This is a genomic window from Pseudomonas sp. SG20052 (assembly GCF_031766055.1).
Lineage (GTDB): Bacteria > Pseudomonadota > Gammaproteobacteria > Pseudomonadales > Pseudomonadaceae > Aquipseudomonas > Aquipseudomonas mandelii.
The window spans coordinates 4,204,023-4,227,369 of sequence record NZ_CP134498.1 but is presented as its reverse complement, the minus strand read 5'-3'; the positions used below and the strand labels follow the sequence as shown (position 1 = coordinate 4,227,369).

Genomic DNA, 23,347 nt, shown 5'->3' with positions numbered 1-23,347 from the left:
CCGGGCATGTGTGCGTTCATTGCACGATGACCACTTCTTCGATGTCGCTGCCGCCATTGGATGACGTCACTCGAACCTTGGCGGGTGGAATCGGCGAGATGCCGGTCGCCAGGGATTTCACTGCGCCATCGCCACTCAGGGCGCCAATGGCGACACCGGTGCCGGTGGTGGCGGTGAGTACCGGCGGCGAGGTTTCATCGCTGGTCGAAGCCACTACCGTGATTTGCGCGGTGCTCAAGCTGTACTGGGCGGTCTGGATCACCACCAGGTCTGTCAGTGGCATTGACAGCGTGGTCGGGGTGCTGCTGGGAATGGCCAGGTGGTTGTCGGCGGTCACCACCAGATTGCTGGGTAACGTCGGGTTGGTTGAGGACTGGGCGTACCAGTGGCCGGAGGTATCAGCCTCGGTCAGGTTCAGCACCGGGCTGTTACTGTCCAGGGTCACTGTGGCTGGCGGCGGCGGGGCCATGACGAACACGTCCTGCTGCGCCACCGGTGCACTTTCACCGGCCTTGCGCGAGTAAGTGCTGCGCTCGGTGATCATCGGGGTGGGCCGGATCACGGTCGACAACTTGCCGGAAATGGCCATGACCGTTGTGCGCAAGTCCAGACCGTTAGGCCCTTCGATGCGGATGTAGTTGGTATTGAAAGGGCTGCCGGTGAAGGCTTCTTCCAGGTTCGGATCGCCAACGAATCGCTCGGCCTCCCCTGTGACCGGGTTGGTCTCGGTGTAGGGGCCATTGACGCTGCGCAGGAACGGGCCGATGTCACTCTTGAGGGCGCCGTCGTAGGTTTTCGGCGTGCCGATACCGATGTCGCGGGTCATGTTGATGGCGCGAGTTCCACCGGCGGGAACGTCAAAGATATCGACGCCGTAGGGGTGGGTGATGGTGTAGACGCCGGCGGTGGGCACATCCACTCGAATGCGAATGCGGCCAAAACTGACCTGGTCACCTTCTTTCGGTTCTTCAGCGGCGAAGGCCGCTTCGACGGCGCTGACATAGGTCAGGTCGATGCCCCGTGCGGCATCGACGATTGAGCCGTCGCCGGTAAACCAGAACGCCTCATCGGGAAAGTTGCTCGGGAAAACGATCGGCTGCGTGTCGTCGAAAACGCCGGGGGTCGCCCCCAGCAGGCACATATACGAGGGAGCGCCGGGAGCACTTGGGACGCGCGAACTGAGCGCCTTGGACAGGCACAGATCAAGGGTGCGGCCATGGGTGTCCTGATACCAGGCGGCAAACGAGCCGTTGGCTGGCACATAGGGACCGGGGTCGACGGCAAACAGCGCTGCCTGGGCAACACTTTGGGCGAGAGCGCTGACAACCAGGGCGGCCGCCGTTTTGGACAGTAAAGGGTGCATGAGTATTCCCTCTATCAGAGTACCTGCCCCGTAGGGATGGGTCAGTTGGGAGGGCTTCGGCAACTTCCATACCAATCTTTCAAAACGGCCGGCAGAGGCCCGCAGTGAAGGCGTGGAGCGCGCAAACGGTTTCGCGGGGGCGAGGGCGTAAGCGGGCGACTGTCCCCAGCATTGGGGGTAGGTGGGGGCAGTGGGGTATGTGGGGAATTGGGTGGGGGGGACAAAACCCGATGTCGGGCAAAGACCGGACAGTGGGCTATAACCCTATAGGGAGTTTCCGGGAACAACGTCCATGACCAGTCAGATCACCACCCTCCTGAAAGAAGAGGGCGATATCCGCCTGAGCTCGCGCAAACAGCCGTTCAATCTGCTGCGCTGGTTCTCGCTGATCAGCATGGCCGTGATCGGCACGGTGGCCGTGGCGCTGGGCGCGGTGTCGACGCGGTTCGTGATTACCGAAAGCGTGCAGCGCGATGCCTTGCTCACCTCCCAGTTCATTCAAGCGATTGCCTCCGCCGAGGTGCGCCATGTCTCGATCCCCAACGTGCGAACCATGGGCGAGCTGCTGGACCCGCGCAAGGACAGGGACTTTCCTGACGTCGACCCGATGGCCCGCGCCAGTGCCCGTGGTGAATTCCTCGACCATATCCAGCATTTGCCAGACGTGATTCTGGCGAACATTTATGCCCCTGACCGCATGGTGATCTGGTCCACCAACCCGGCACTGATGGGCACCACGATCCATGCCGACGAAGACCTGGACCAGGCCTTCGCTTCCAAGACTCCAGTGTCGGCCAGTTATCACAACGTCGACAAAAGCCGCATGGAGCAGAAGTTCATCACGCCCCCGGACTACATCTTCATAGAGAATTACATCCCGCTGTTCGATGCCGATGGCAATACCGTCACGGCGATGGTCGAGATCTACAAGGAACCCAGGGACCTGATCGATCGCATGGAGCGCGGCCTGGTACTGATCTGGCTGGCCACGGCCCTGGGCGGCGGACTGATTTATCTCGGGTTGTACTGGATCGTGCGCCGGGCAGCCATTTTGCTGGCAGTGCAACAAAAACAACTGATTACCAACGAAACCTTCGTGGCGCTCGGGGAGATGTCCTCGGCGGTGGCTCACAGCCTGCGCAACCCATTGGCGACCATACGCTCCAGCGCCGAACTGGCCCTGGAGTTCGACACTGGCCTGGCCCACAAGAACATCAACGACATCATCGGTCAGGTGGATCGCATGTCGAAGTGGGTCAGGGAGTTGCTGCAGTCCTTACGCCCGCTCAATGATGACGCCGAGCCGGTGAACCTGGTGGCGGCCCTGCATGACAGCCTCATGGCCTTCGAGCATCAGATTGCCAAGGCCGGTGTGCGGGTGGTGTTCGAGCCGCAGGAGACGCCGATGGTGTTGAGCCAGCAGGTGCAGCTTACGCAGATCCTCAACAGCCTGTTGGCCAATGCCGTGGAAGCGATGGAACGGGGTGGCACACTGACCATTACCCTGGAGCCGACCGATACCCGGGGCATCGGCGTCGCCGTGTGCGACACCGGCAAAGGCATGAACGAAGAACAACGCCGGATGGCGTTCCGCCCATTCTTCACCACCAAGCAGGGCGGGCTGGGTGTCGGGTTGGTGCTGGTGAAGCGGATCATGGAGCGTTTCGGCGGCGGGGTAAGCCTGGGTAGCCGTGAAGGCGAGGGCACTTGCGTCCGTCTGTCGTTCAGGCGGATTCCCTGAACATGGGTGTGAACTTTCCCCGCTAGCGGGTACCAGGACCCAGTCGTTTCGCCGGTCGGGGTGCATCGTTGTTGATAAGCCATTGTTTTGTTGAGTGTTAATGCTTTTGTATAAAAGTGTTATGGATCTGGCGAGTTCCTTGCAAAGCCACCACCACCTCCTTCATGACGTCGAGGCGGCTGGTGATGGACAGAAACGCGCGGCCCCCCTGCAAGTGGTTCGGACTCCTGGCACCTTCGAGCGTCCTCCTGACAATGACGCTCGGCACCACGACGCTACAGGCCAGCCCGATCGATGACGAGCGACAGCCAGAACCTTCCGTCCCCTCGGCTTACTACGATGAACCGGCTGACGAAGCCGCGGCGCTGAACGCCATTTTGACCCTGCCCGAGGCCAACGCAGATTCCTTCGATTTGCCCGACGGCGTCAAAGGCAGCCGAGACACGACGCGCACGGAAAACATCCTGCCGCCTGCCATGCAGACCAGTTTCAACTACCCCACCAATGGCAAACCGAGCCCTCTCTTTGGCGCTCAGCCGTTCACTCAGCAGATGGTGTTGTTTGAGGCGTTCGGCCCGGACCTGGTCGGCGTGACGCGCCAACGGGATCTGGCCTGGCTCAACCGTTGGATTCGCGAACCGGACCGCATGCTCGCTGAAAAGGACCCGCTCGCGCTGGCACTGTTTGAACGTTTCGACAAAATCCCGATGCCCAACCTGCGTCTGGATGAGAATGCTGCGCAGTCAATTCTGGGGTTTTTGCAGGAAGAAACCGATCGCCAGCAACCGCTACAAGCGGCGCAGGTGCCATAGCGGCGAAATACTATCAGTGAAGCCGTCGACCACGATCAATGCCACCTACACTGATCCGAAACGTGACTGAAAAGGCTTGATGCAAGCACCCTGGACAAGACCCATGCAGATACTGAAACAACAAAAAGTACCTGCGCCGGACGCCCCGGCAGCAGAAGGCCAAAGTCGAAGTGGACAGTTCAATCTGCTGCGCTGGTTTTCGCTGGGAAGCTTTCTCATCATTGCGGCGGTGGCGATGGGGTTGGGTTATGTGTCCACGCGGTTTGTTGTCGATGAGAGCATCGAGCGTGATTCCATGCTGACTGCGCAATTCATTCAGGTCATCGGTGATGCGGAAATTCGCCACGCCGGCATCACCCTGAAAAGAACCATGGGCGAGATGCTCGATCCGCGCGAAGACAACGCCTATCCCGACGTAAACCCAGATGCCCGTGCCGCTGCCCGCATTGAGTTTCTCGATCACGTCGAACACTTGCCGGACACGCTGTTGGCGGTGGTGTATGCCCTGGATCGCACGGTGGTCTGGTCGACTAATCCACAGATGATCGGCATGCGCGTCGAAGGTGATGAAGAACTGGACGAATCCTTTGAAATGAAGGAACCGGTCTCCACCAGCTATCACCAGATCGACGAGGAACGCCCCGAACAGATGCTGTTGCGCGAGCCCAAGTACCTGTTCATCGAGAATTACATCCCGATGTTCAATGCCGACAAAAGCAAGGTCATTGCCATGGTCGAGATCTACAAGGAACCGGCGGACCTGGTGGAACGCATTCAGCGTGGCTTCAAGGCGATCTGGCTGGCGACCTTGCTCGGTGGCCTGCTTATCTACCTTGGGCTGTTCTGGATCGTGCGGCGTGCGTCCGTGTTGCTGCAGAGCCAGCAAAAACAATTGATCACTAACGAGACCTTCGTCGCCTTGGGAGAAATGTCCTCGGCCGTCGCCCACAGCTTGCGCAATCCGCTGGCGAACATACGCTCCAGCGCCGAACTGGCCCAGGAAATCGCCAGCCAGAGTGCGCAGAAAAACATCGGCGACATCATCAACCAGGTCGATCGCATGTCGCGCTGGGTCCGGGAGTTGCTGGTGTCATTGCGGCCGATAAACGACGACTCCGAAACGGTGGACCTGGTGCTGGCCATCGACGACACCCTGAGCGCTTTCGACGCGCTGATCCGACGCTCGAACGTGGAGGTGCGTTTCACGCCGCAGACCTGTCCACCGGTCGTCAGCCAACGGGTGCTGCTCACCCAGATTCTTAATAGCCTGATTGCCAATGCCCTTGAGGCCATGCCCAAGGGCGGTTTGCTCAGTATCGATATTGAGCACCCCAGGCCCGCTCAGGTGCGGATGACCCTGAGCGATACCGGCAAAGGCATGACCAAGCAGCAGCAACAGATGGTCTTCAAGCCGTTTTTCACCACCAAACAGGGAGGGTTGGGCGTAGGCCTGGCCCTCGTCAAACGAATAATGGAGCGTTTCGAAGGCTCGGTCGAACTGACCAGCCAGGAGCAGGAAGGAACCCGCGTCTGTCTCAATTTCAAAGTGGCAACGGGAGGGGAATATGGAGCACAGCATACTGCTGGTCGAGGATGATGAACTCCTGGCCGAGAATATTCAGACCTACCTGGAGCGCAAAGACTTCGAGGTGACGGTCTGCCATTCGGCTGAAGAGGCACTGGATAAACTGGGTACGTTCACCCCTGATGTGGTGCTGACCGACAACTCGCTGCCGGGCATGAGCGGTCACGACCTGATCCAGAAGCTGCGCATCAGCGCGCCGGATCTGAAGGTGATCATGATGACCGGCTACGGCAACGTCGAAGATGCCGTGGTGGCGATGAAAGAGGGCGCTTTTCATTACGTCACCAAACCGGTGGCCTTGCCGGAACTCAAGCTGCTGCTGGACAAGGCCCTGGCCACTGATCGAATGGAGCGCACGCTGTCGTTTTATCAGGAGCGCGAGGCGCAGAAGTCAGGCGTACAGGCATTGATCGGCGAATCGGCGCCGATGCAATACTTGAAAAACACCATTACCCAGTTGCTCGACGCCGAGCGGCGCATGGCCAACACCGACCTGCCGCCCGTGCTGGTGGAAGGCGAGACCGGTACCGGCAAGGAACTGGTGGCCCGGGCACTGCACTTCGACGGTCCGCGCAGCAAAGGTCCGTTCATTGAATTCAACTGCGCGTCGATCCCTTCCAATCTGGTGGAGTCGGAACTGTTCGGCCACGAGAAGGGCGCCTTCACCGACGCCAAGGACCGTCGAGTTGGCCTGGTGGAAGCGGCCGATGGCGGCACGCTGTTCCTCGATGAAGTCGGTGAAATGGACCTGCTGCTGCAAGCCAAACTGCTGAAGCTGCTGGAAGACCGGACCATCCGCCGGGTCGGCTCGGTCAAGGAACGCAAGGTCGATTTGCGGGTAATCAGCGCGACCAACTGCAACCTCGAACAAATGGTGCAACAGGGCAAGTTCCGTCGTGACCTGTTCTTCCGTTTGCGCATTATTTCGATCAAGGTGCCGCGCCTGTATGCCCGCGGCGCCGATATCCTGCTGCTGGCCCGGCATTTCCTGGCGATCCACGGCAAACGCTATGGCAAACCGCACCTGCATTTCAGTGACCAGGCTGAAGAGTTGCTGCTCAGCTACAGTTGGCCGGGCAACGTGCGCGAATTGCGCAACATGCTCGAGCAAACCGTGTTATTGGCGCAAAGCGATACGATTGCCGCCCATCAGCTCAACGTCTGCCTGAGCCTGGTGGATGATCCGATCGTGCTGCAAGAACCCCAGCACCACGAACCGCGACCGGCCTACAACGGCACCGAGTCGATGAACCTGCCGGAAGTCGAGCGCGACATGGTGCGCAAGATGCTCGACAAGACCGACTGGAACGTCACCAAGTCCGCACGCTTGCTGGGCCTGAGCCGCGACATGCTGCGTTACCGGATCGAAAAGCTCGGCCTCGCACGCCCGGACAAACGCCAGTGGTGAGATTTATTGCAACGTTGCCCCCTGACGGATGAGGCATTCGAGCACGCATGTGGGGTCGAGGACTTCCTGGTTGACGTAGACGCCACGTACCGGATCGTAGGAGCGGATGAATACCCGGACTGAGGCATCCGCGACGGTCGGTAATATTGAGTCGTGGAACTCATGCTGGCTGGCAATCGGGATGAAATCCTGAGGTGCGGTCGGGATGTATGACCGAGGCGGCACGGTGCTCAGGGAGGGCGGCACCGGGTGGGCGAAGGGCTGGTCGGCCCCGTAATAGTTGAACTCACTGCTGTAGTCAGTGGTGGGTGTCAGGGTATCGTCCGCCTGGGCGCCGGTGAGGGCGGTCAGGCTGAGGGCGAGCAACAGCGTCAGATCAGTTTTTTTCATGGCAACACCTGCGAAATCGGTTTTCCCGCACTTCCCCAAGGCCATTAACTATAGCTGCCCTACGGGCACGCGTTCGCGGCGCCCGGATTACAACATTCCAACAAACGCCCAATGGGGTTTTTCAGCACCCTGATCTAGACTCGTGCCGGTCAACAATGACCCGGATTCTGGAGTGTGCAATGGAAATGCCGACCAAAAAAAATGCCATCGCCAGCAACCGCGATGCCTGGAACGACTCCGCCCGACACCACAAGGACGCGCCCGATTGGCAGGCTCTGGTGAAGGTGGTCAGTCATCGCGATTTTTGCTGCATCGATGACACACTTCGCGGTGTACTGGAGCAGGTCGGCGTCGATGGCAAGGACGTGGTGCAACTGGGCTGCAACAACGGGCGGGAAAGTCTTTCGCTGTTTGCGCTGGGGGCTCGCAGCGTGGTGGGCGTCGACCAGTCCGACGCGTTTCTCGATCAGGCGCGGGAACTGGCTGGACTCTCACCCCATGAGCCCGAATTCATCGAGGCCGACATTCATCACCTGCCGGCTGAATTGCATGACCGCTTCGACGTGGCGCTGATCACCATCGGCGTCTTGAACTGGATGCCCGACATCGGCGAATTCTTCCACCATGTCGCGCAGACCCTCAAGCCCGGCGGTGCGTTGGTGGTGTACGAAACCCACCCCTTCCTGGAAATGGTCGACCCCGAGGCCGCCGATCCCTATCGTCTGGACAGCTCGTACTTTCGCAGCGAGCCGTTCGTGCAGGACCTGCCGATCGTCTACGAAGGCAAAGTCGACCAGCACACCGCGTCGTCCTACTGGTTCGTCCACACCCTGGGCGCCATCTTCACCGGCGCCATCGAGGCGGGACTGCAGATCAGCCATTTCAAGGAGTACCCGCATTCCAACCGCGAGGAACTCTATTACCGGTATGAGCGGCAGACGGCGCAGTTGCCGTTGTGTTTTACGTGGGTGGGGGTGAAGCGAGCAGCCTAGCCAGAAGAATCTCTCAAAGCACCGAGTGATTGATCGAATGACCTGGCTGCGCACAGAGATCGATGCCGAGGGCATGGATGACCTTCAAAACCGTATCAAAGCGTGGTTTTGCACCGGGCGCGAAGGCCTTGTACAGGCTTTCGCGACCCATACCCGAGTCCTTGGCAATCTGTGTCATTCCGCGCGCTTTCACCACGTATCCGATAGCACGAAGAAATTCCTCGTTATCGCCCTCTGCGAGCACTTGTGAGAGGTACTCGCTAATGGCTTCGTCACTGTCCAGCAGTGCCGCCATATCGAAAGTAGTCAAAGTCTGGCTCATGTTTAAACCTCCTTTGCCAATTTTTTAGCCCGCCTGATATCGGCGGTTTGCGAAGATTTATCACCACCGGCCAAAAGCACAATGACGACACTGTTTCGCAAAGTGAAGTAGACCCGATAGCCGCCGCCGACGTCCACGCGCATTTCGGAAACGCCGTCTCCCACCGGTTTGATATCACCCAGGTTACCTGCAGAGGCACGATCAATGCGACGAGCGATAGCAATCTTCGCCCGCAAGTCACGAACTGAGGCATGCCATGCCACGAAGATCATAGTTTGTTGAACAATATAATTCATTGCTCAAATGTATCCACTTGGATACGAATGAGCAGTCAGGCGCTTCCTTCGCCAGGGATGGTTTTTCCCATAGATGTGGGACGTATCACGCTCTCAGCAGCGAAATCACCCGGCCCTCCTGTAGTTGATCGTCGTCGAACACAAAATCTTCGTGCGCTGGAGATCCACTGTGGGAGCGAGCCTGCTCGCGATAGCTATCTGTCAGTCACATCAATGCCGAATGTGCTGCCGCCATCGCGAGCAGGCTCACTCCTACATTGGATCGTCGTCGAACACGAAATACGCATGCGCTGAAGATCCACTGTAGGAGCGAGCCTGCTCGCGATAGCTCTCTGTCAGTCACATCAATACTGAATGTGCCGCCGCCATCGCGAGCAGGCTCACTCCTGCATTGGATCGTCGTCGGACACAAAATCTTCGTGCGCTGAGGATCTACTGTGGGAGCGAGCCTGCTCGCGATGGCCGCAACTCGGTCTGTCTATCGGATATCAGGCGCTAGCCGCCCCTGTTACCACTGGCCGTCCCGGTTTGCGCAGCGGATCAAGCCGTGAGCCGGTGTAGCGGGTTTCGCGGTAGAAGCGCCAGAGTCCGAAAAGGCTGTAGACGTGGGTAACGCGACCCTGTTCGTGGTAGCCCATGCGGATGTGCAGCTTCAGGGCAGGGATGTTGTGGGTTTCGCAGACGTCCACCACCTTGTTGCAGCCTTGGGCTGCCATTGCTGCCCAGAGGTCTACCTGAGCATCCACCGACAGGCTGGTGCCGAAGTAGGGGCGGGCCATTTCGCCGCCGAACTCGAAGAACTCACCAGGTTTGACCGGGAACCAGCAGCCGTAATAGTGACGGTCGTGGTAGTCGCGGGCGCTGCCCCAGATGAACGCAACAGCGTGGCCTTCTTCGTCCAGATACATGTGCCCGGTGTGACCCTCGGTGGCGAGTTCGGCCATGGTCCCGACGCGGTCACCAAAATGCTTGCCGAAGGCGCTGGCGTTTTCGGGGGTGATGGTCACCATGCGCACGCCCGAATAAGGACGCAGTTTGTGCGGCGGTACCGGGCTGATCAGGTCCCGTTCCATCCATAAAAGCTCCCAATGGAAGAACACGTAGCGTCTCCACAGCGTGTTGAACGTGCGGCTCAGGCCCTTTTGTTTTATGCGTTCGCGAAGCTTTTCGATGATGCTCATGACGCTCTCCTTAGCCAAGGCCAGGGTGTGGGTGGAAACGCTTTTGTTGTGTATAGATCAAGCTTGAAAGTTCATGTCAAAGCGCCAGCTTTGAATATGTTGCAATGTATGTAACTCATTCGAGCGCGGCTTCACCGGTCACCAAATGGCCGTTCAAAGCACCATAGGAAGCCCGCGGTACACCGTGAAGACGCCGCTCTAGAGCAAGGGTTAGAGACTCTTCTGGCTGCAAATAGGCATCACCGAAATCAGCGCCAAGCTGAGTCGGATGAGCCACGATTTCCAGCACACCGTCGGTCGGCATGGCTTCATTTCGCAGGTCCACCGGTGTGCACACATAATCCGCGGTCACACCCGCCAGGCTCTGCAAGCGATTATTCAGCAAGGTCTTGAACACGCGCTTGGGCAAGCTCAGGTTTTGCCCCAGATTGCGCGCAAGGCGCACGGGCACCCCTTGGCTCGCGGCGAAACGGGCGACGATCTCACCAATGGGCCAGATGTTGTGAACGTGTTGATGGGAATCGATGTGGCTGGGCCGTACACCGTTGTCCACGCAGCGTTGCCATTGGGCGTTGAGCTCCTCCAGCACTGCGTCGCGGTCCCCCCGGCTGAGCCAGAGGCGATGGCGGGACAGGTTGAGATCGAACACCCCATGGCTGTCACAGAAGTTCCTTCGACCCAGAATCGACTGACTCAACGGACGCCCATACGTGAGGTTGAAATGCAGGCCGATCCGGTCCTTGAGCAACGGATGCTGGGCCATGACGCACGCCGCTTCGAAGGCCGGCATATTGGCCATGGCCGTGGCGGAGCTGATCACCCCCGCCTGGAAGGCGCCCAGGATTACCGCGTTTTCGCACGGGCTGAGACCGAAATCGTCAGCGTTGACTATGACTTGGCGAGGCATGGTCGCCCTCCCTGTTTGTGTCGGTTGGCTTCGTTGCTTTGACCACTGCGGCAACGGGCGCCGGTGCAGTGGCAACGGTCGCTGCTGCCCGTTTGGCTTGCCATTTCTGCAACAAGGGTTTGAGCCGCTGCCAGAGTCTCAGGGCCAGGCCCAGCGCCAGACCGCTGGGGCGCCAGGAATAGAAACTCCAGCGCCAGTGTTCGAGTTGCCCGGTCATGCGTTCGTGCAGTTGATGGCTGGAATTTTCCAGGCTCACCCGCGAGGCATCGATCCAGCGCCAGTGCTCGTCCAGCCCCCAGCGAATCCACTCGTCGAGCAACACCCGACCGCTGCCCAGATCGGCGTATTGCGGCAGGAACGCCAGGTTGTAATCGTACAACCGGCCTTGCTCCAGCAACCCGAGGCGGTAGCTGATGCAGCGCCCGTCCAGCTCCAGCACCACGACCCGCACCAGCCCCTGTTCGGCGAGGGCGGTGAAGGCTCGGTCCATCCATTGTCGGTGACGTTCGTCGGCGAAAATCCCGACGCCTTCATCGCCTTTCCAACTGACCGCTTCAACTTCACTGATGGCCTGCAACAATGGGCCCATGGTCGACGCATCGGGGGTGATCCGTCGAACCTGGGCACCACAGGCTGCGATGCGTTTGCGTGCGCGGCGCAGTTTATAGCGGGGGTCACCCGAAACTTCCTGGTGGTCCGCGTCGCTGATCACGTGCACCGGCACCCGACAGCTGAGGCGCCGTTCACCGGTCGAGCTGTGCGCCATCCACTCGGTCAGCACGCTTTCTTCGCCGACCGGTTCCGACAACTCGTTGAGTTGCAGCAGGGCATGGGGAAGTTGTCGGCGGATCTCGATCAGTGCCTTGCGGATATTCTCCGAGTCCGTTTTTGCAAGGAGCGCGAGGCGGTCGGCAAGTGGGTAGCCAAGGTGATGCAGCACGCGAAACGGCAGCCTGGCGAAACGCTCGACGGAGGCCACCAACGGCAAACACAAGACCAGCTCATGACCCTGCCAGCCAAGCAACACATGCAAGCGTTGCCCGGTGGTCAGGGCCTGTTCGGATGCACGCATCCAGGCCAGTGTGTTGAACGGTGTGTGGTCCGTCACTCGCAGACGCAACGCTTCATAAGCCGTTTCCGGGAAATCAGCGGCGCACAACGAAGTGCGCCATTCGAATCGTGCTGCCATAGGGTCAGCTCACCGCTGCTGGGGCGGGTTCACGTGCCGGTTTGCGCAAGGCATCCAGGCGTGAGCCGCTGTAATGGGTTTCGCGGTAGAAGCGCCAGCGACCAAACAGCTCGTAGACGTTCATGATCCGCCCTTGTTCCTTGTAGCCGGTGCGTATGTGCAGCTTGAGGGCAGGGACATTGTGGAACTCACAGACATCCACCACCGTGTGGCAACCCTGGGCCAGCATGGCTTTCCACAACTCCGTCTGCAGGTCCATCGAGAGTGCGGTGCCCCAATAGGCACGGGTCAGCTCGCCGCCGAATTCGAAGAACTCGCCTTCTTTCACCGGAAACCAGCAGCCGTAGTAGTGCTTGTCGTGATAGTTGCGCGCAGCGCCCCAGATGAAGGCCACCGCATCACCCTTGTCGTCCAGGTGCATATGCCCGGTGTAGCCTTCACGGGCCAGTTCGGCCATGGTCTCCACGCGGTCACCGAAGTAACGGGTGAACGCCACGGCGTTTTCCGGGGTGATGCGCACTACCTGCAGCGGCGGGTAGGGCCTGAGTTTGTAAGGCGGCACCGGAGTGACCAGGTCGCGCTCCATCCACAACAGTTCCTGATGGAAAAACACGTAGTGCTTCCAGATTTTACTAAGGGTGGCGCGCAAACCTTTTTGTCTGATGTGTTGGCTGATTTTCTGCAAAACGCTCATGTTATTGACTCCTGACGGTCTCGGCCGCGAGTGGAGTGATGCGAGGTGCGGCCAATGGCCGATTTCGCTATTCAATACTTGGCAATTCATGAGGCGCTCCAGCTGAGATTGAACAGGGTCCGTCCTGGCAGCTCGAAGCTGACGCGACCGTCCTGGCAACTGAAGGGTGCGTCGCGGGCGCGGTTGTCGGTACCGAAGTAGCTTAATGAACCGTTGGCCAGCGGACACTGGACTCCAGTCAGGGCCACACGCTGCAAGCGCGTGGCTTTATTGACGCCCAGAAGGCTGCGCTTCTTGTCCTCGGCCATGGCCAGCACGTCGACCTCGAAGGCGTCGTTATCGAGGAGCATCACGTCGTGCAGCCAATGCTGGCGGATGAACTGCTGAGCCAGGCCCACGGGCTTGAGCTCGAAGCGATCCTCGCCGAGGACACGCAACATGCCTTTGGGGTAGTTCGGTTCGTCGGCGGCCTGGAACCAGCTCAGCATCTCCAGCAAGCCATCCTGAGACGAGTTGATGACGACCGACGTCCACCACAACGATGCGAAGTGGGTTTCCTGATCGTAAGGACTGAGGCTGGAACCGCTGGACATGTTGGTCTGGTCCAGCAGCAAGGCTTTGCGCGGCCGGCCCTGGGCGTCGAGGCCGACCAGGTCGGCGGCTCGGCGCACGCTGTCACGGTAGACCCGTGTTGCCAGCAGGTCGCGAATCATCCATTCGTGCCAGGCCAGGGCATCGATGTTGTCGCCGGATTCGGCCAGCAAGCGTTTGGCCCAATCGATGCCGCGCTTGTCGGCGGCGTTGTCGGCAAACGGGCCGTTGACCAGTCGCGAACTGGCGGGCATGGCGATGCGCACGCCGGCCTTGGCATTGGCCGGATTGCTACGCACTTGCCGGGCCATGCTGTTGAAGATGCTTTGGTAGTTGGCGTAGTCCGGGTAATTGAGGTTCGGCTCGTCGGCAAAACCGATGTAGTGCGTGCCTTTGCCACCCAGGGCCCGGGTCGACGCGAGCCAGGCGTCGAGCCCGGCGTTGCTCAGGGTGTCGGCGCGCAAGTCAGCCTGGCGCTGGCTCCCGGCCAACAGCGTGATGTCCTGGGTGATGCCGAAGCGGTCCTGATACAGCCGACGGAATTCATCTTCGTAGTGCGGATTCTTCGCCGTGATGTCGACGAAACTGTAGTAAGTGCCCGCCTGTGGCTTGAGTGCATCGAGCACGGCATAACTCGATTCCGGCACCTTGACGTAGGGCAGGGCGATGCCCAGGTTCGGGGTCGGCCCCAGCATTTTATTGTGCAATGTCAGCCGGACCTGGCCATCGTCTTCGCGCAGGGGCTTGAGTTGCTGCGGATTCTGGGCGAAGAGGTTGGCGGTGCCATCTAGCCAGAACGCCACCTTGCCGCTGCCTTGCAGGCGCAGGCGCCAGACCTGTGCTTCTGTGGCGACGGGTAACTCGACCTTGTCGAACTGCCAATAACCCCGATACGGTTTCAGCGCCAGCGCCACTTGTTTGCCGTCGCCCACGCGCTGCGCTTGCAAGGCGCTGACACCGCCATGGAACTTACCGGCCAGCACTGCGCGCTCACCCGGCGCTACCTTGAAGTACAGCTCATCGCCATTGTGGGTTTCGGCGCTGAAATGCACCTTGGCCGGGGCGAACAACGCCACCGTGTGTTCGTCGTGTTCAACCCGGTAGCGACGGAAGCTGTAGCCCGGAATTTCCAGTTGATAGCTGGAGGCACTCGGGGTCAACGGCCAGCTCTGACTGCCGCGCGATTCGCTGGCGGCGATCAGGCGCTCGCCCTGGAGTTTGCCCTGGCCGTCGAGCAGGTACAGGCGTTCTTCGTTGGCATCCGCCTGCCACGCCGGCGCCCAGCGAATGGTCAGCGTGTCGGGACGATCCGGTTGCAGGTAGAGGCTGCCGTCGCGAATATCGGCCCAACGCATGGGCGCCGCCTGGGCGCTCAGCGCGAGGCCAAGGCTAAACAGCAGGACCAGGCGTTTCATGCCGACTTCCGTTGCAGCATGTGCAGCATCGGCGTTACATCGCTGGGCAGAATGATCAGGGTTTGCCAGACCGGCACGCCGCTCAACCGGCAGTACATCACCAGCAGCGCGAGGGTGACCGCGAGGTAGGCGATGGACGAGGCCGCCGCCGCGCCGACGATCCCGTAGGCCGGAATCAACACCAGGTTCAGCGCCAGGTTCAGCAAGGCGCCCAGCCCCATCAACAGCGAAATCGTGCCGGGACGGTTTTTGCCCAGCAAGTCCAGGCGCAGGATGCTCGCGTAGCACAGGCCCAACAGGCCCGGCAGCAGCGCCAGCAAGGCCGGATACGCCGGCTGATAGGCCGCGCCGAACAGCGTCACGATGAGCCATTCGCCGATCACCGCCATGGTCACGCAGGCGCCGAGCATCACCGTGGCGGTCAGGCGCAGGGCCAGAGGCGTCACTTTGTCGATGCCTTCTTCCTGTTGCAGCAGGCGTTTCATCAATGGCGTGGTCACGGCTTCCGGGACAATCAGCAGCAACTCGGCGGCGGCGCTGGCCATGGCGTAATGACCGAGCGCGGTGCTGCCGAGCAGGGCGCCGATGAACAGGTAATCGGAGCGCAGGATCACTTGCTGGAACAGCAGGTCGGGATGGCTGCGAGCGCTGTAGCGCAGCAGCTCGTTCTGGCTGGCGCGGTCCCATTGCAATTTCAGGGGCTGAGCGCGTTTGAGCCAGAACCAGCCCGCCAGTACCACCAGGCTGATGCCTGCCAGCCAACTGATCAGCGCTGCTTCCAGCGCGGCGTCTTTCCACATCCAGAACAAGGCGAGAAACAGCAGCAGCGGCGCCAGGGATTCCACCAGGCGCAACGCGTTGAAGGCCACCACGCCGCCGGAGGCGTTGTGCAAGGTCAGCAGTCCGCTCTTGAGTACGGTCAGCGGCACCGCCAGCAACAACAGCCAGGCGAGCAGGCCCAGTTGCGTGGTGATGTCGAGTTCACTGCCGAACTCACGCACCAGGGCGACCACCAGCAAAGTCAAAAGACCCGCCAGCAAGCAACCGAACACCAGCACCTGACTCAGCAGCAACCCCATGGGGCGTTGCTTGGCCGCCTGAAAACCCACCGCCGAATTCAGCCCGCCGCTGGTGGCGGCGCTGATCAGGTCGGGCAAGGTGCTGAGCAGGGCAAACAAACCCCGTTCGCTCGGCCCGAGGATCCTTGCGAGCAACACGTTGCGCATCAGCCGCAAACCGATCATCGCCAGTTTGGTGCCCATGCTCAGGGCCAGATGCTTGAGGTAATGGCTGCGGCTCATGTGCGGGCCCCGCGGAACAAGCGCCAGGACAGCAGCTGCGGATTGCGCGCCACCCGTTGGCTGACGCCGAAACGGGGCAGGTTCAAGGGGTCATCGGTGCCCCGATAGATCCCGGTGCCGGTGCCCAGGGCGAACGGGTAATCGTGATCGGCAACGTGTTCGCGTACCCGCGCATCGTTGTCGCCGTTGGGGTAGCAGTAGACCGGCAGCGGACGGTTGCAGCCATTGTGCAAGGCGTCGCGGCTGCGGCTGAGTTCTTCATGCAAACGCTGATCATCGAGGCCGGTGAGAATTGCATGGCTGGCGCCGTGGGGACCGAACCGCACCAGCCCCGAGCCTTCCAGCATGCGCACCTGCTGCCAGTCCAGCGCCTGGGGCAATGACTCGTCCGGGCACTCATCGGTCAGGCGATTCAGGTCAGCAGGGCTGAGGGTTTTCAGGCTGTGCAGAAAGTGCAGCAAGGCCAGGCTGCGACGCTCCATATCCAGTTCATCGAAGGGCACCGGCAATGGCCGACCGAGCTCTTTCAGGCAGTCGATCAATTGCATCCGGGCCCGTTCACCGTAGCTGCCCCAAAGGGTTTCGCCGATGCTTTCCCACCAGAACCGCTGACGACTACCAATGAAATCTGTGGAGAGAAAAATACTCGCCGGCACCTGGTATTTTTTCAGCAGCGGGAAGGCATTCAGCGCATTATCTCGCCAGCCGTCGTCGAAGGTCAGGGTGATTTTCGGGCGATCCGATCTCACCGTGCCGGGTTGCAAAATATCCATCAACGACACGCAGTCGAAGTGTTTTTTCAGCCACACCAGCAAGTGTTCGAAGGCTTTTGGCCCGACACAGAGCTCATTGCGATGGGGCAGTTCGGCGGCGTGGTCGCTGGCCAGCACCCGGTGCAGCATCAGGATCACCCCGGCGCCTTGCAGTTGATTGCGGCCTACCGGCGAGTTGAGATACAGCCAGCCACTGGTGCGTTTTAATAATTGTCTGATCGCCATGGCTCCATCCTCTCAACGGTTTTGCTCAGGGTTCCACTGGGCGTACCGCTGCCCCCGCAGGAACTGCCACAGACCGATACTCATCCCGGCCAGGGTCACTAGCAGGAACGCGGCGAGGCGGAAAGGTTTGGGCAGACGGTGTTGCGAATCCAGCAGACCGGCGATGGCCACGGCGTAACCGAGCAGTTGCGCGACCAGGCTCAGGCGATAGAAACCGTGTTCTTCCCACAGCCAGAAATTGCTCAGCAACAGCGGCAGCAACAGAATCGGCGCCAGACGGCGGATCAACTTGTGGCTGATCAAGGCAATCGAATACAGGCCATGTTTCAGCGGATTGAGCAGCTCGCTACGTTGGGCCAGGCTTTGCAAGCCCCCGACGGTAACCCGCTGACGGCGGCGGAATTGTTTGTCTGCTTCATCGACGCCTTGGTCGATTACTTGCGCTTCGGGCACATAGACAATGCGCTTGAACGCCACCGGCGCGCAGGTGCTGATGAAGAAGTCATCGTTGACCTCGGCCGGCACCTCCTGGAACAACTCGCGGCGCAGGGCAAGCAGGGCGCCGTCGGCGGAGACCATGCAGCCGGTGCGGTTTTCCACCCTGCGCAGCCAGCCTTCGTAATGCCGATAGAGACTGTCGCCGATACTCAGGCCACCGCCGGTGACCGGGATCACCATGTGCCCGGCGCACGCACCAACCTGGGGATCGCACAGCGGCGCCAGCAGGTGACCGAGGGTGTCGCGGGACCATTGGTTGTCGGCATCGGTGAACACCAGAATATCCCCGGTGCTCAACGCCACGCCGGCATTCAGGGTCGCGGCCTTGCCCTGGCGAGGCAGGTCGAGGATGGTGATGCGCGGGTCGATGACCTTGCGCGCACAGGCCACGGTGTCATCGGTCGAACCGTCGCTGGCCAGAATGATCTGCAGCGAGGCCGGCTCATAATCCTGAGCGAGCAACGTGCGCAACTTGTGTTCGATGTGCCGCGCTTCGTTGTGCGCGGCAATCACGATGCTGATGTTCATCGGTTCCGCGATTGCGTTACGCCGCGCCGCAAACAATGGCGCCAGCAGCGTCAACAGCAAGGGGTAACCGAGATAGGCGTAAACCGGCAGCAACAGGCACAACCAGAAAATGAATTCAGCCACGGGCAGGCCTCCTGGCTTTCCAATGACAAAAACTGAGAACAAACGCGGCACCGGCCAGGTGCAGACGCAACCAATGCAGGCCCCAGAGTTGCAGGGTCAACAGCAGATCACGGTGTTTTAAGGTCTGGCGCATGCTCAAGGCCAGCGCCGGTAGGCTGGTCAGGAACAACATGAGCGCCGCATGGTGGGGGAAGCCATCGAGCAGGGCGGAGATTGCCAGGAAATCCAACATCCAGGCGGCGAGCGACATCAGCGGGAAGCGCAGCAGACGCATGCTCATCCCGTGACTGCGCAGTAACTGCAGATGACTGCCCTGACGCCAGAATTCCTTGCCCATCCATTCACGCCAACTGCACTCATACCCCCAATGCAGGGCGACGGTCTGGTTGACTGACAGCAGGCGCGCGCCAGCGTGGGAAAGGCGCATGGTGAAATCCTTGTCCTCGCCGGTGCGCAGGGTTTCATCGAAGCCGCCGACCTTGTCGAACCAGGGGCGGCGCATCAACAGGTTGGAACTGGGCAGCCAGCGCACCGTCTGCACCGTCTCGTTGTTCGGACGCAAGGTGCGACGTTGCCAGGCATTGGCATACCAAGGGGCTTCGGCCGGGGTGTGCAGGTCCAGCCCGAGGACGTCGACCTGAACCGCGGGCTCGATTTTCAACAACAGCGTGAGCCAGTCCTCGGGCATCTCGACGTCGGCATCGATGAAGGCCAGCCAATCGCCGGTGGCGATGGCCGCACCGCGATTGCGCAAGGCGCCGATGAGCACGCCCGGCAGCACCAGCACCTGAGCGCCGAATTGCCGGGCTATCTGCGGGCCCTGATCGTCGGAACCGTTATCGACCACGATCAGCTCGCATTCCAGACCGGCGGCGATGGCAGCGCGTTGCGCAGCCAACAAGGTCCGAGCGATGTGGCGAGATTCGTTGTACATCGGAATAACAATACTGATGCGGCTCATGCCTTGGCCTCCGCGAGTGGGCTTTCTTCGGCTTTCAAACGCAGCACGCTGGTCAGGGCGAGCATGATCCACACGTACTTCTGATTGGGTGCGCTGAGGAACATCAAAAACAGCGTCAACGACAGGAAACTCATGCTCAGGTGCGTCAGCAAATCCGCCTGTTCGCGGTTGCGTCGCTGCATCCATGCACGACGGGCGCGGACCAGGTTGTACAAACCGAGGCCGAGCATGCCGACGAACAACAGGCCGGCGGGAATCCCCAGCTCACTGAAGATTTCCAGGTAGGTGTTGTGGGCGCGGCGGTACAGGTCGCCGATCTTGCGGTTGGCCGAAAACGCCTTGGCATAACCGGTGGTGGCGTAGTGCAGCGGGAACGTCCCGGGACCGGTGCCCAGCAACGGGTTCTCGCGGATCATCTCGCTGCCGACCACAATGTACGAGGCGCGACGGCCGAGGGATTGGTCCTGGCTCTTGGCGCCGGCGCTCAAGATGCTCAAGGACTGAATGCGCTCGATATACCCCTTCGGCATCGCATAAAGGGCCAGCGGAATCACGATTACCAGGCCCAGCATGGCAAACCCCAGATGCCGTGGACGGATGCGTTTGAGCTCGAGGCGGTAGTGCCAGACGCCGATCAGAAGGCTGAGGAACAGCACCACCAGCCCCGAACGGGATTCAGTCTTGGTCATGCCGCCCAGCAGCAAAATGCAGCAAGCGACCCAGAACACCCGATGCAGGAAGTGCGGGCTGCGCACCACCAGCAGCAAGGCGAGCGGCACGGCGAAGGCGATCAGCATGGCAAAGGCGTTCGGGTCTTCCAGCAGGCCGGCGGCGCGCCCCTGGTCCTGGTATTTGCTGGAGAACATCGCCAACACGCAGGTCGCCGTGACACTGAGGGTGACCATCTTGGCGAACAGGTCCATGTTCAGCTCGCGGCCGATCAGCAGGGTGATCACAAACAGCACCAGGCCGACACTCAGCTCCCGCAGATGCGCCATCGACATGCCCATGTTATCGGTGTTGATCACGCTCAGCAGGTACAAGACCATGAACCAGATCAGGTAACGCCAGATGTTGCTGCGCAGGCGTTCCGAGGGAATCTGATGGATGGCCAGTTGCAGCATCAGGATCACGGCCAGTGACGCGCCGAGGAACTTGGTGCCCGACAGCGAACTGTCCTTGAAGAAACCTTCGAACGGCACCAGCGCCGCGATCCCGAGCAAACCCCAGGTGGGTTTTCGGTAAAGCAGCGCGACACCGACCAGGCCCAGCACCGCTCCCGGCGCCAGATACGGATAAGGGCTGGCCAGCAAAGCGAGGCAGACCAGGCCAAACAAACTGACGATCGAGAGCGGAAAGATCACGCGCGTGCCTCCCGTGCAGTACGGAGATAAAGTTGCGACCAGCGTTCGGCCAGGGCCTTGAGGTCGTAACGGTCCAATTGCGTACGTTTTGCGTTGTCGATCAGGTCGCGGGCCATGGCCGGTTCAGTCAGCAACGAGCCGATCTGGCGGGCGAGGGCGGCGCTGTCGGCGGGTGTCGCCAGCAGGCCGTTGTGCCGGTCTTGCAGCACATCGGGAATCCCGCCGACGCCGAACGCCACCACCGGCACACCGGCTTGCATCGCTTCGAGCAGAATCATCGGCGTGCCTTCGGTGCGCGAGCTGATCACCAGCGCATCTAGTTGTCGCCACCACACACTCATGTCGGTCTGGTAACCCGGCAGGGTGATGCGGTCCTGTAAACCCGCTTCGTTGATACGCGCCAGCAGCGTCTCCCGTTCCGGGCCGTCGCCGAGCATCACGGCGTCCAGTTGCGGGTGTTGCCGGCAGAGTGGAATCAGCGCATCGAGAAAAAAGTCCGGGCCCTTTTCACTGCTCAGCCGCCCGACGTAACCGGCCAGCCAACGCTGGCGTTTCGCGTGACGCGGCAACAGTCCGTCAGTCGCCGGCAGACCATTGGGAATCACCTGCAGCTTTTCCGCCCGGACGCTGGCCTGACGGCACAGCACTGCGATGCTTTCGGCAACGCAGACCACGCGATTCACCGACGCGGTGCGGCACAGTTGCAGGCTCAGCCAGGTGTAGAACTTCTGCTTGCGGCTGCGCGGTGTGAAACCGTGCTGGGTAATCACCAGCGGCAGGCGCAACAACGTTGCGCCCACCCAGCCAAACAACAGGCCCTTGAAGTTGTGCGTATTGATCAACGGCCGTTCCGCCCGGCGCTGGCGCAAATGCGCCAGTAATTCCCCCAACCCCGCGCAACCCCGGCAGTCGACCCCCGCCTGACGAAACCGCGCGATCAAGTCTGGCGGCGCATCGAGAAACAGCACCTGGTGCTGCCCCGGCGTCGCCAGGCAATGGTCCAGCAGCATCCGCTCAGCCCCGTAGAAGCCGCCGCTGCTGAGCAAATGAATGATCGGCAGGGAAGGGATGAGAGGCGCGTTCAATTGCGCACCCAATGCACGAGGCCAGGTACGGACCAGTTGCTGTGCGGATTGGTGGGTTCAATGTTCTGATCGTTGATGACCAACAGCACCGGCAAGCCCAGTTCGTGGGTGATTTGCGCTGGGTGTTTGAAACGGTGATCGAAGAACTCACGCACGTAGACCAGGGCAATCGCCAGCAAGAGACCGGTGAACAAGCCGAACGGAATGATCAGCATCGGTTTCGGGAACGCCGCTTCGGTGGGCTCATACGGCGGGCTGAGCACCCGTGCGTTGGACAGGTCGTTGTCCAGCGAACGTGCGCTGCTGCTTTCGGCGAAGCGTTGGGCATAGGTCGAGAACGCCGCGTGCAACGCGTTGATCTCGGTGTCCATCTGCCGCAGCTTGCTCTGGGTTTCCTGCAACTGGTGGATGCGCTCCTTGAACTCGGCAATGCGCTTGGTTTTCTGGTCGATCACCGAGCTGACAATCGCCAGATCAGTGTTGCGTTCCTGAATCCGGTTGCTGACCACTTTCAGAAACTGCTGACGGGTGCGGGCGATTTGCTCGCGGGTCAACAACATCGGTTCGCTGCTTGGCTGGAAGATCGCCAGGTCGTTCATGTAGCGGCTGACCTGTGTGGTCAGGGCCTCACCCATCTGTTTGATCTCACGATCCTCGAACGCCACATTGTCCACGGTGGTGGTGAAGGTGTAGGGGAAGGTGTAGTCGTTGAGTTTCGAGTTGCTCGCTGCGGCCAGGCTGGTTTTCAGGTAGTCGAGCCAGCGTTGGCTTTGCAGCAGGCGATCGCGGTACAGGTTGAGCGCCTGCTCCTCGGTGTTGATGGCGTTGAGGCGGAAGGTGATTTCTTCCTTCGGATCGGACGAGCCGACCGCTTCAAGCAAGCCCAGCCGAGTGCCTTCCAGGCCATCGAGACGCACCTGGTATTGCTTCTTCTTGGTTTCGTAGAACGACTGCGGCAAATCGATCGATTGCAGTGCCTGACGGCTCGTCAGGTAGTTCTGCAGCAAGGCTGCGACAAAATGGGTGCCTTGGGTTGGATTGTCGAAGCTGTAGATGATGGAGATCACGTTGGAGCCTGGCAGGGTCTCGATTTTCAGACTGTCGATCGCCTGTTGGGTCAGGGCATCCAGCGCCGTGTCGCGTACCGGGTCGGTTTCCAGGCCCAGGGTGGCTTTCATCGGGTTGATCACGTATTCACGCAGCGGCGTGGTCACGTACTGTTTGAATGGCTGGGTCACCAGTTTGTTGAAAGCGCCAGGGGTAGGCGTGTACTCACCCTTGTCGCGCAACTCGCTGATGGTCTGCCGAATCAAGGCCGGCGAGCGCAGGATATTGCTCTCGGTTTCCATGTCCGCCAGGGACGGTGGAATGAACGAGGCGTTCTCCTGGTTGAGGGAGGTTGTGGCGTCTCCCTGTGAGAGTTTTTTGGACTGCACGATCACCTGGGCGGTGATATCGAAGCTCTGTTTGAGCATCAGCGGCAGGACCAGCGCGATCACTGCAAAGACCAGGAAGACTCGTTTCACCAACTGCTTGTTGGCGAAAAAGATCCTGAAGAACTCGTGCAGGTAGTTTTCCTTTGGATTCATGGTCGGTCACCTGA

Annotated in this window: 21 protein-coding genes and 2 pseudogenes; 7 read left to right on the top strand and 16 right to left on the bottom strand. The window is 60.5% G+C overall.

Annotated elements, in window-relative coordinates; translation table 11 throughout:
* Nucleotides 1-16 precede the first annotated feature (16 nt).
* Complete coding sequence (locus tag RHP74_RS19390) at nucleotides 17-1,363, bottom strand: hypothetical protein (protein WP_311096126.1); 1,347 nt, start codon at nucleotides 1,361-1,363, stop codon at nucleotides 17-19.
* 292 nt (nucleotides 1,364-1,655) lie between these two features.
* Between RHP74_RS19390 and RHP74_RS19385 the strand changes: the two genes are divergently transcribed.
* The 5 genes and pseudogenes from RHP74_RS19385 (at nucleotide 1,656) to RHP74_RS19365 (ending at nucleotide 6,909) form a co-directional block, all read left to right on the top strand.
* On the top strand, nucleotides 1,656-3,104 hold the full coding sequence (locus RHP74_RS19385; protein WP_311096125.1) for a HAMP domain-containing sensor histidine kinase: 1,449 nt from the start codon (nucleotides 1,656-1,658) through the stop codon (nucleotides 3,102-3,104).
* Between the two features lie 185 nt (nucleotides 3,105-3,289).
* Nucleotides 3,290-3,700: pseudogene (locus RHP74_RS19380) on the top strand (copper oxidase); the annotation flags it as partial.
* Nucleotides 3,674-3,916, top strand: a pseudogene (locus tag RHP74_RS19375) (electron transporter SenC); the annotation flags it as partial. The pseudogenes RHP74_RS19380 and RHP74_RS19375, both read left to right, overlap by 27 nt.
* A gap of 103 nt (nucleotides 3,917-4,019) precedes the next feature.
* On the top strand, nucleotides 4,020-5,513 hold the full coding sequence (locus tag RHP74_RS19370) for a HAMP domain-containing sensor histidine kinase (protein ID WP_311096124.1): 1,494 nt from the start codon (nucleotides 4,020-4,022) through the stop codon (nucleotides 5,511-5,513).
* Nucleotides 5,482-6,909, top strand: coding sequence for a sigma-54 dependent transcriptional regulator (locus RHP74_RS19365; RefSeq protein WP_077749041.1), 1,428 nt, complete (start codon nucleotides 5,482-5,484; stop codon nucleotides 6,907-6,909). Before RHP74_RS19370 ends, RHP74_RS19365 begins: the two co-directional genes overlap by 32 nt.
* 3 nt (nucleotides 6,910-6,912) lie before the next feature.
* Here the strand turns inward: RHP74_RS19365 and RHP74_RS19360 are convergent, their stop codons facing one another.
* Complete coding sequence (locus RHP74_RS19360; RefSeq protein ID WP_010455655.1) at nucleotides 6,913-7,299, bottom strand: hypothetical protein; 387 nt, start codon at nucleotides 7,297-7,299, stop codon at nucleotides 6,913-6,915.
* 179 nt (nucleotides 7,300-7,478) lie between these two features.
* Here RHP74_RS19360 and RHP74_RS19355 point away from each other — a divergent pair, with 179 nt between their 5' ends.
* Entirely contained in the window at nucleotides 7,479-8,291 is an 813-nt protein-coding gene (locus tag RHP74_RS19355; RefSeq protein WP_311096123.1) for a class I SAM-dependent methyltransferase, read from the top strand.
* Between the two features lie 13 nt (nucleotides 8,292-8,304).
* Here RHP74_RS19355 and RHP74_RS19350 read toward each other — a convergent pair whose 3' ends face one another.
* The 5 genes from RHP74_RS19350 to RHP74_RS19330 form a co-directional block, all read right to left on the bottom strand.
* A complete protein-coding gene (locus tag RHP74_RS19350) occupies nucleotides 8,305-8,613 on the bottom strand; it encodes an addiction module antidote protein (RefSeq protein ID WP_010455651.1) in 309 nt (102 codons plus the stop codon).
* A gap of 2 nt (nucleotides 8,614-8,615) precedes the next feature.
* A complete protein-coding gene (locus RHP74_RS19345) occupies nucleotides 8,616-8,909 on the bottom strand; it encodes a type II toxin-antitoxin system RelE/ParE family toxin (protein WP_145308185.1) in 294 nt (97 codons plus the stop codon).
* Nucleotides 8,910-9,397: 488 nt separating this feature from the next.
* The gene (locus RHP74_RS19340) at nucleotides 9,398-10,090 is read right to left on the bottom strand and encodes an N-acetyltransferase (RefSeq protein WP_311096122.1); all 693 of its coding nucleotides are present in this window, start codon (nucleotides 10,088-10,090) and stop codon (nucleotides 9,398-9,400) included.
* A gap of 115 nt (nucleotides 10,091-10,205) precedes the next feature.
* Complete coding sequence (locus tag RHP74_RS19335; RefSeq protein WP_311096120.1) at nucleotides 10,206-10,997, bottom strand: ChbG/HpnK family deacetylase; 792 nt, start codon at nucleotides 10,995-10,997, stop codon at nucleotides 10,206-10,208.
* Nucleotides 10,969-11,763 (bottom strand): GNAT family N-acetyltransferase, encoded by a 795-nt coding sequence (locus tag RHP74_RS19330; protein ID WP_353852379.1) that lies wholly within the window; start codon nucleotides 11,761-11,763, stop codon nucleotides 10,969-10,971. Before RHP74_RS19330 ends, RHP74_RS19335 begins: the two co-directional genes overlap by 29 nt.
* Before the next feature lie 277 nt (nucleotides 11,764-12,040).
* On the opposite strand from RHP74_RS19330, the gene RHP74_RS31445 reads away from it, so the two are divergent.
* Nucleotides 12,041-12,127, top strand: coding sequence for a hypothetical protein (locus RHP74_RS31445; protein ID WP_224795531.1), 87 nt, complete (start codon nucleotides 12,041-12,043; stop codon nucleotides 12,125-12,127).
* A gap of 63 nt (nucleotides 12,128-12,190) precedes the next feature.
* Here RHP74_RS31445 and RHP74_RS19325 read toward each other — a convergent pair whose 3' ends face one another.
* The 9 genes from RHP74_RS19325 to RHP74_RS19285 all read right to left on the bottom strand — a co-directional run bounded on the left by RHP74_RS19325 (nucleotide 12,191) and on the right by RHP74_RS19285 (nucleotide 23,333).
* Complete coding sequence (locus RHP74_RS19325) at nucleotides 12,191-12,880, bottom strand: N-acetyltransferase (RefSeq protein WP_311096118.1); 690 nt, start codon at nucleotides 12,878-12,880, stop codon at nucleotides 12,191-12,193.
* An 86-nt stretch (nucleotides 12,881-12,966) separates the two neighbouring features.
* Nucleotides 12,967-14,886, bottom strand: a complete 1,920-nt coding sequence (locus RHP74_RS19320; RefSeq protein ID WP_311096117.1) for a hypothetical protein — start codon at nucleotides 14,884-14,886, stop codon at nucleotides 12,967-12,969.
* Nucleotides 14,883-16,187 (bottom strand): lipopolysaccharide biosynthesis protein, encoded by a 1,305-nt coding sequence (locus RHP74_RS19315; protein ID WP_077749050.1) that lies wholly within the window; start codon nucleotides 16,185-16,187, stop codon nucleotides 14,883-14,885. The genes RHP74_RS19320 and RHP74_RS19315 overlap by 4 nt, the downstream gene beginning before the upstream one ends.
* A complete protein-coding gene (locus tag RHP74_RS19310) occupies nucleotides 16,184-17,185 on the bottom strand; it encodes a polysaccharide deacetylase family protein (protein WP_311096116.1) in 1,002 nt (333 codons plus the stop codon). Before RHP74_RS19310 ends, RHP74_RS19315 begins: the two co-directional genes overlap by 4 nt.
* Nucleotides 17,186-17,197: 12 nt before the next feature.
* Nucleotides 17,198-18,334, bottom strand: coding sequence for a glycosyltransferase (locus RHP74_RS19305; RefSeq protein ID WP_145308197.1), 1,137 nt, complete (start codon nucleotides 18,332-18,334; stop codon nucleotides 17,198-17,200).
* The gene (locus RHP74_RS19300) at nucleotides 18,327-19,295 is read right to left on the bottom strand and encodes a glycosyltransferase family 2 protein (RefSeq protein WP_010455631.1); all 969 of its coding nucleotides are present in this window, start codon (nucleotides 19,293-19,295) and stop codon (nucleotides 18,327-18,329) included. Before RHP74_RS19300 ends, RHP74_RS19305 begins: the two co-directional genes overlap by 8 nt.
* The gene (locus RHP74_RS19295) at nucleotides 19,292-20,659 is read right to left on the bottom strand and encodes an O-antigen ligase (RefSeq protein WP_102594875.1); all 1,368 of its coding nucleotides are present in this window, start codon (nucleotides 20,657-20,659) and stop codon (nucleotides 19,292-19,294) included. Before RHP74_RS19295 ends, RHP74_RS19300 begins: the two co-directional genes overlap by 4 nt.
* Nucleotides 20,656-21,744 (bottom strand): glycosyltransferase family 4 protein, encoded by a 1,089-nt coding sequence (locus RHP74_RS19290; protein WP_083376386.1) that lies wholly within the window; start codon nucleotides 21,742-21,744, stop codon nucleotides 20,656-20,658. The genes RHP74_RS19295 and RHP74_RS19290 overlap by 4 nt, the downstream gene beginning before the upstream one ends.
* Nucleotides 21,741-23,333, bottom strand: coding sequence for a Wzz/FepE/Etk N-terminal domain-containing protein (locus RHP74_RS19285; RefSeq protein ID WP_311096113.1), 1,593 nt, complete (start codon nucleotides 23,331-23,333; stop codon nucleotides 21,741-21,743). The genes RHP74_RS19290 and RHP74_RS19285 overlap by 4 nt, the downstream gene beginning before the upstream one ends.
* Nucleotides 23,334-23,347 lie beyond the last annotated feature (14 nt).

What these genes read in the sequence shown, in the direction of transcription:
- RHP74_RS19390 (WP_311096126.1), bottom strand. Translation starts at nt 1,363, where the DNA reads ATGCACCCTTTACTGTCCAAAACGGCGGCCGCCCTGGTTGTCAGCGCT.
- RHP74_RS19385 (WP_311096125.1), top strand. Translation starts at nt 1,656, where the DNA reads ATGACCAGTCAGATCACCACCCTCCTGAAAGAAGAGGGCGATATCCGC.
- RHP74_RS19370 (WP_311096124.1), top strand. Translation starts at nt 4,020, where the DNA reads ATGCAGATACTGAAACAACAAAAAGTACCTGCGCCGGACGCCCCGGCA.
- RHP74_RS19365 (WP_077749041.1), top strand. Translation starts at nt 5,482, where the DNA reads ATGGAGCACAGCATACTGCTGGTCGAGGATGATGAACTCCTGGCCGAG.
- RHP74_RS19360 (WP_010455655.1), bottom strand. Translation starts at nt 7,299, where the DNA reads ATGAAAAAAACTGATCTGACGCTGTTGCTCGCCCTCAGCCTGACCGCC.
- RHP74_RS19355 (WP_311096123.1), top strand. Translation starts at nt 7,479, where the DNA reads ATGGAAATGCCGACCAAAAAAAATGCCATCGCCAGCAACCGCGATGCC.
- RHP74_RS19350 (WP_010455651.1), bottom strand. Translation starts at nt 8,613, where the DNA reads ATGAGCCAGACTTTGACTACTTTCGATATGGCGGCACTGCTGGACAGT.
- RHP74_RS19345 (WP_145308185.1), bottom strand. Translation starts at nt 8,909, where the DNA reads ATGAATTATATTGTTCAACAAACTATGATCTTCGTGGCATGGCATGCC.
- RHP74_RS19340 (WP_311096122.1), bottom strand. Translation starts at nt 10,090, where the DNA reads ATGAGCATCATCGAAAAGCTTCGCGAACGCATAAAACAAAAGGGCCTG.
- RHP74_RS19335 (WP_311096120.1), bottom strand. Translation starts at nt 10,997, where the DNA reads ATGCCTCGCCAAGTCATAGTCAACGCTGACGATTTCGGTCTCAGCCCG.
- RHP74_RS19330 (WP_353852379.1), bottom strand. Translation starts at nt 11,763, where the DNA reads ATGGCGCACAGCTCGACCGGTGAACGGCGCCTCAGCTGTCGGGTGCCG.
- RHP74_RS19325 (WP_311096118.1), bottom strand. Translation starts at nt 12,880, where the DNA reads ATGAGCGTTTTGCAGAAAATCAGCCAACACATCAGACAAAAAGGTTTG.
- RHP74_RS19320 (WP_311096117.1), bottom strand. Translation starts at nt 14,886, where the DNA reads ATGAAACGCCTGGTCCTGCTGTTTAGCCTTGGCCTCGCGCTGAGCGCC.
- RHP74_RS19315 (WP_077749050.1), bottom strand. Translation starts at nt 16,187, where the DNA reads ATGAGCCGCAGCCATTACCTCAAGCATCTGGCCCTGAGCATGGGCACC.
- RHP74_RS19310 (WP_311096116.1), bottom strand. Translation starts at nt 17,185, where the DNA reads ATGGCGATCAGACAATTATTAAAACGCACCAGTGGCTGGCTGTATCTC.
- RHP74_RS19300 (WP_010455631.1), bottom strand. Translation starts at nt 19,295, where the DNA reads ATGAGCCGCATCAGTATTGTTATTCCGATGTACAACGAATCTCGCCAC.
- RHP74_RS19285 (WP_311096113.1), bottom strand. Translation starts at nt 23,333, where the DNA reads ATGAATCCAAAGGAAAACTACCTGCACGAGTTCTTCAGGATCTTTTTC.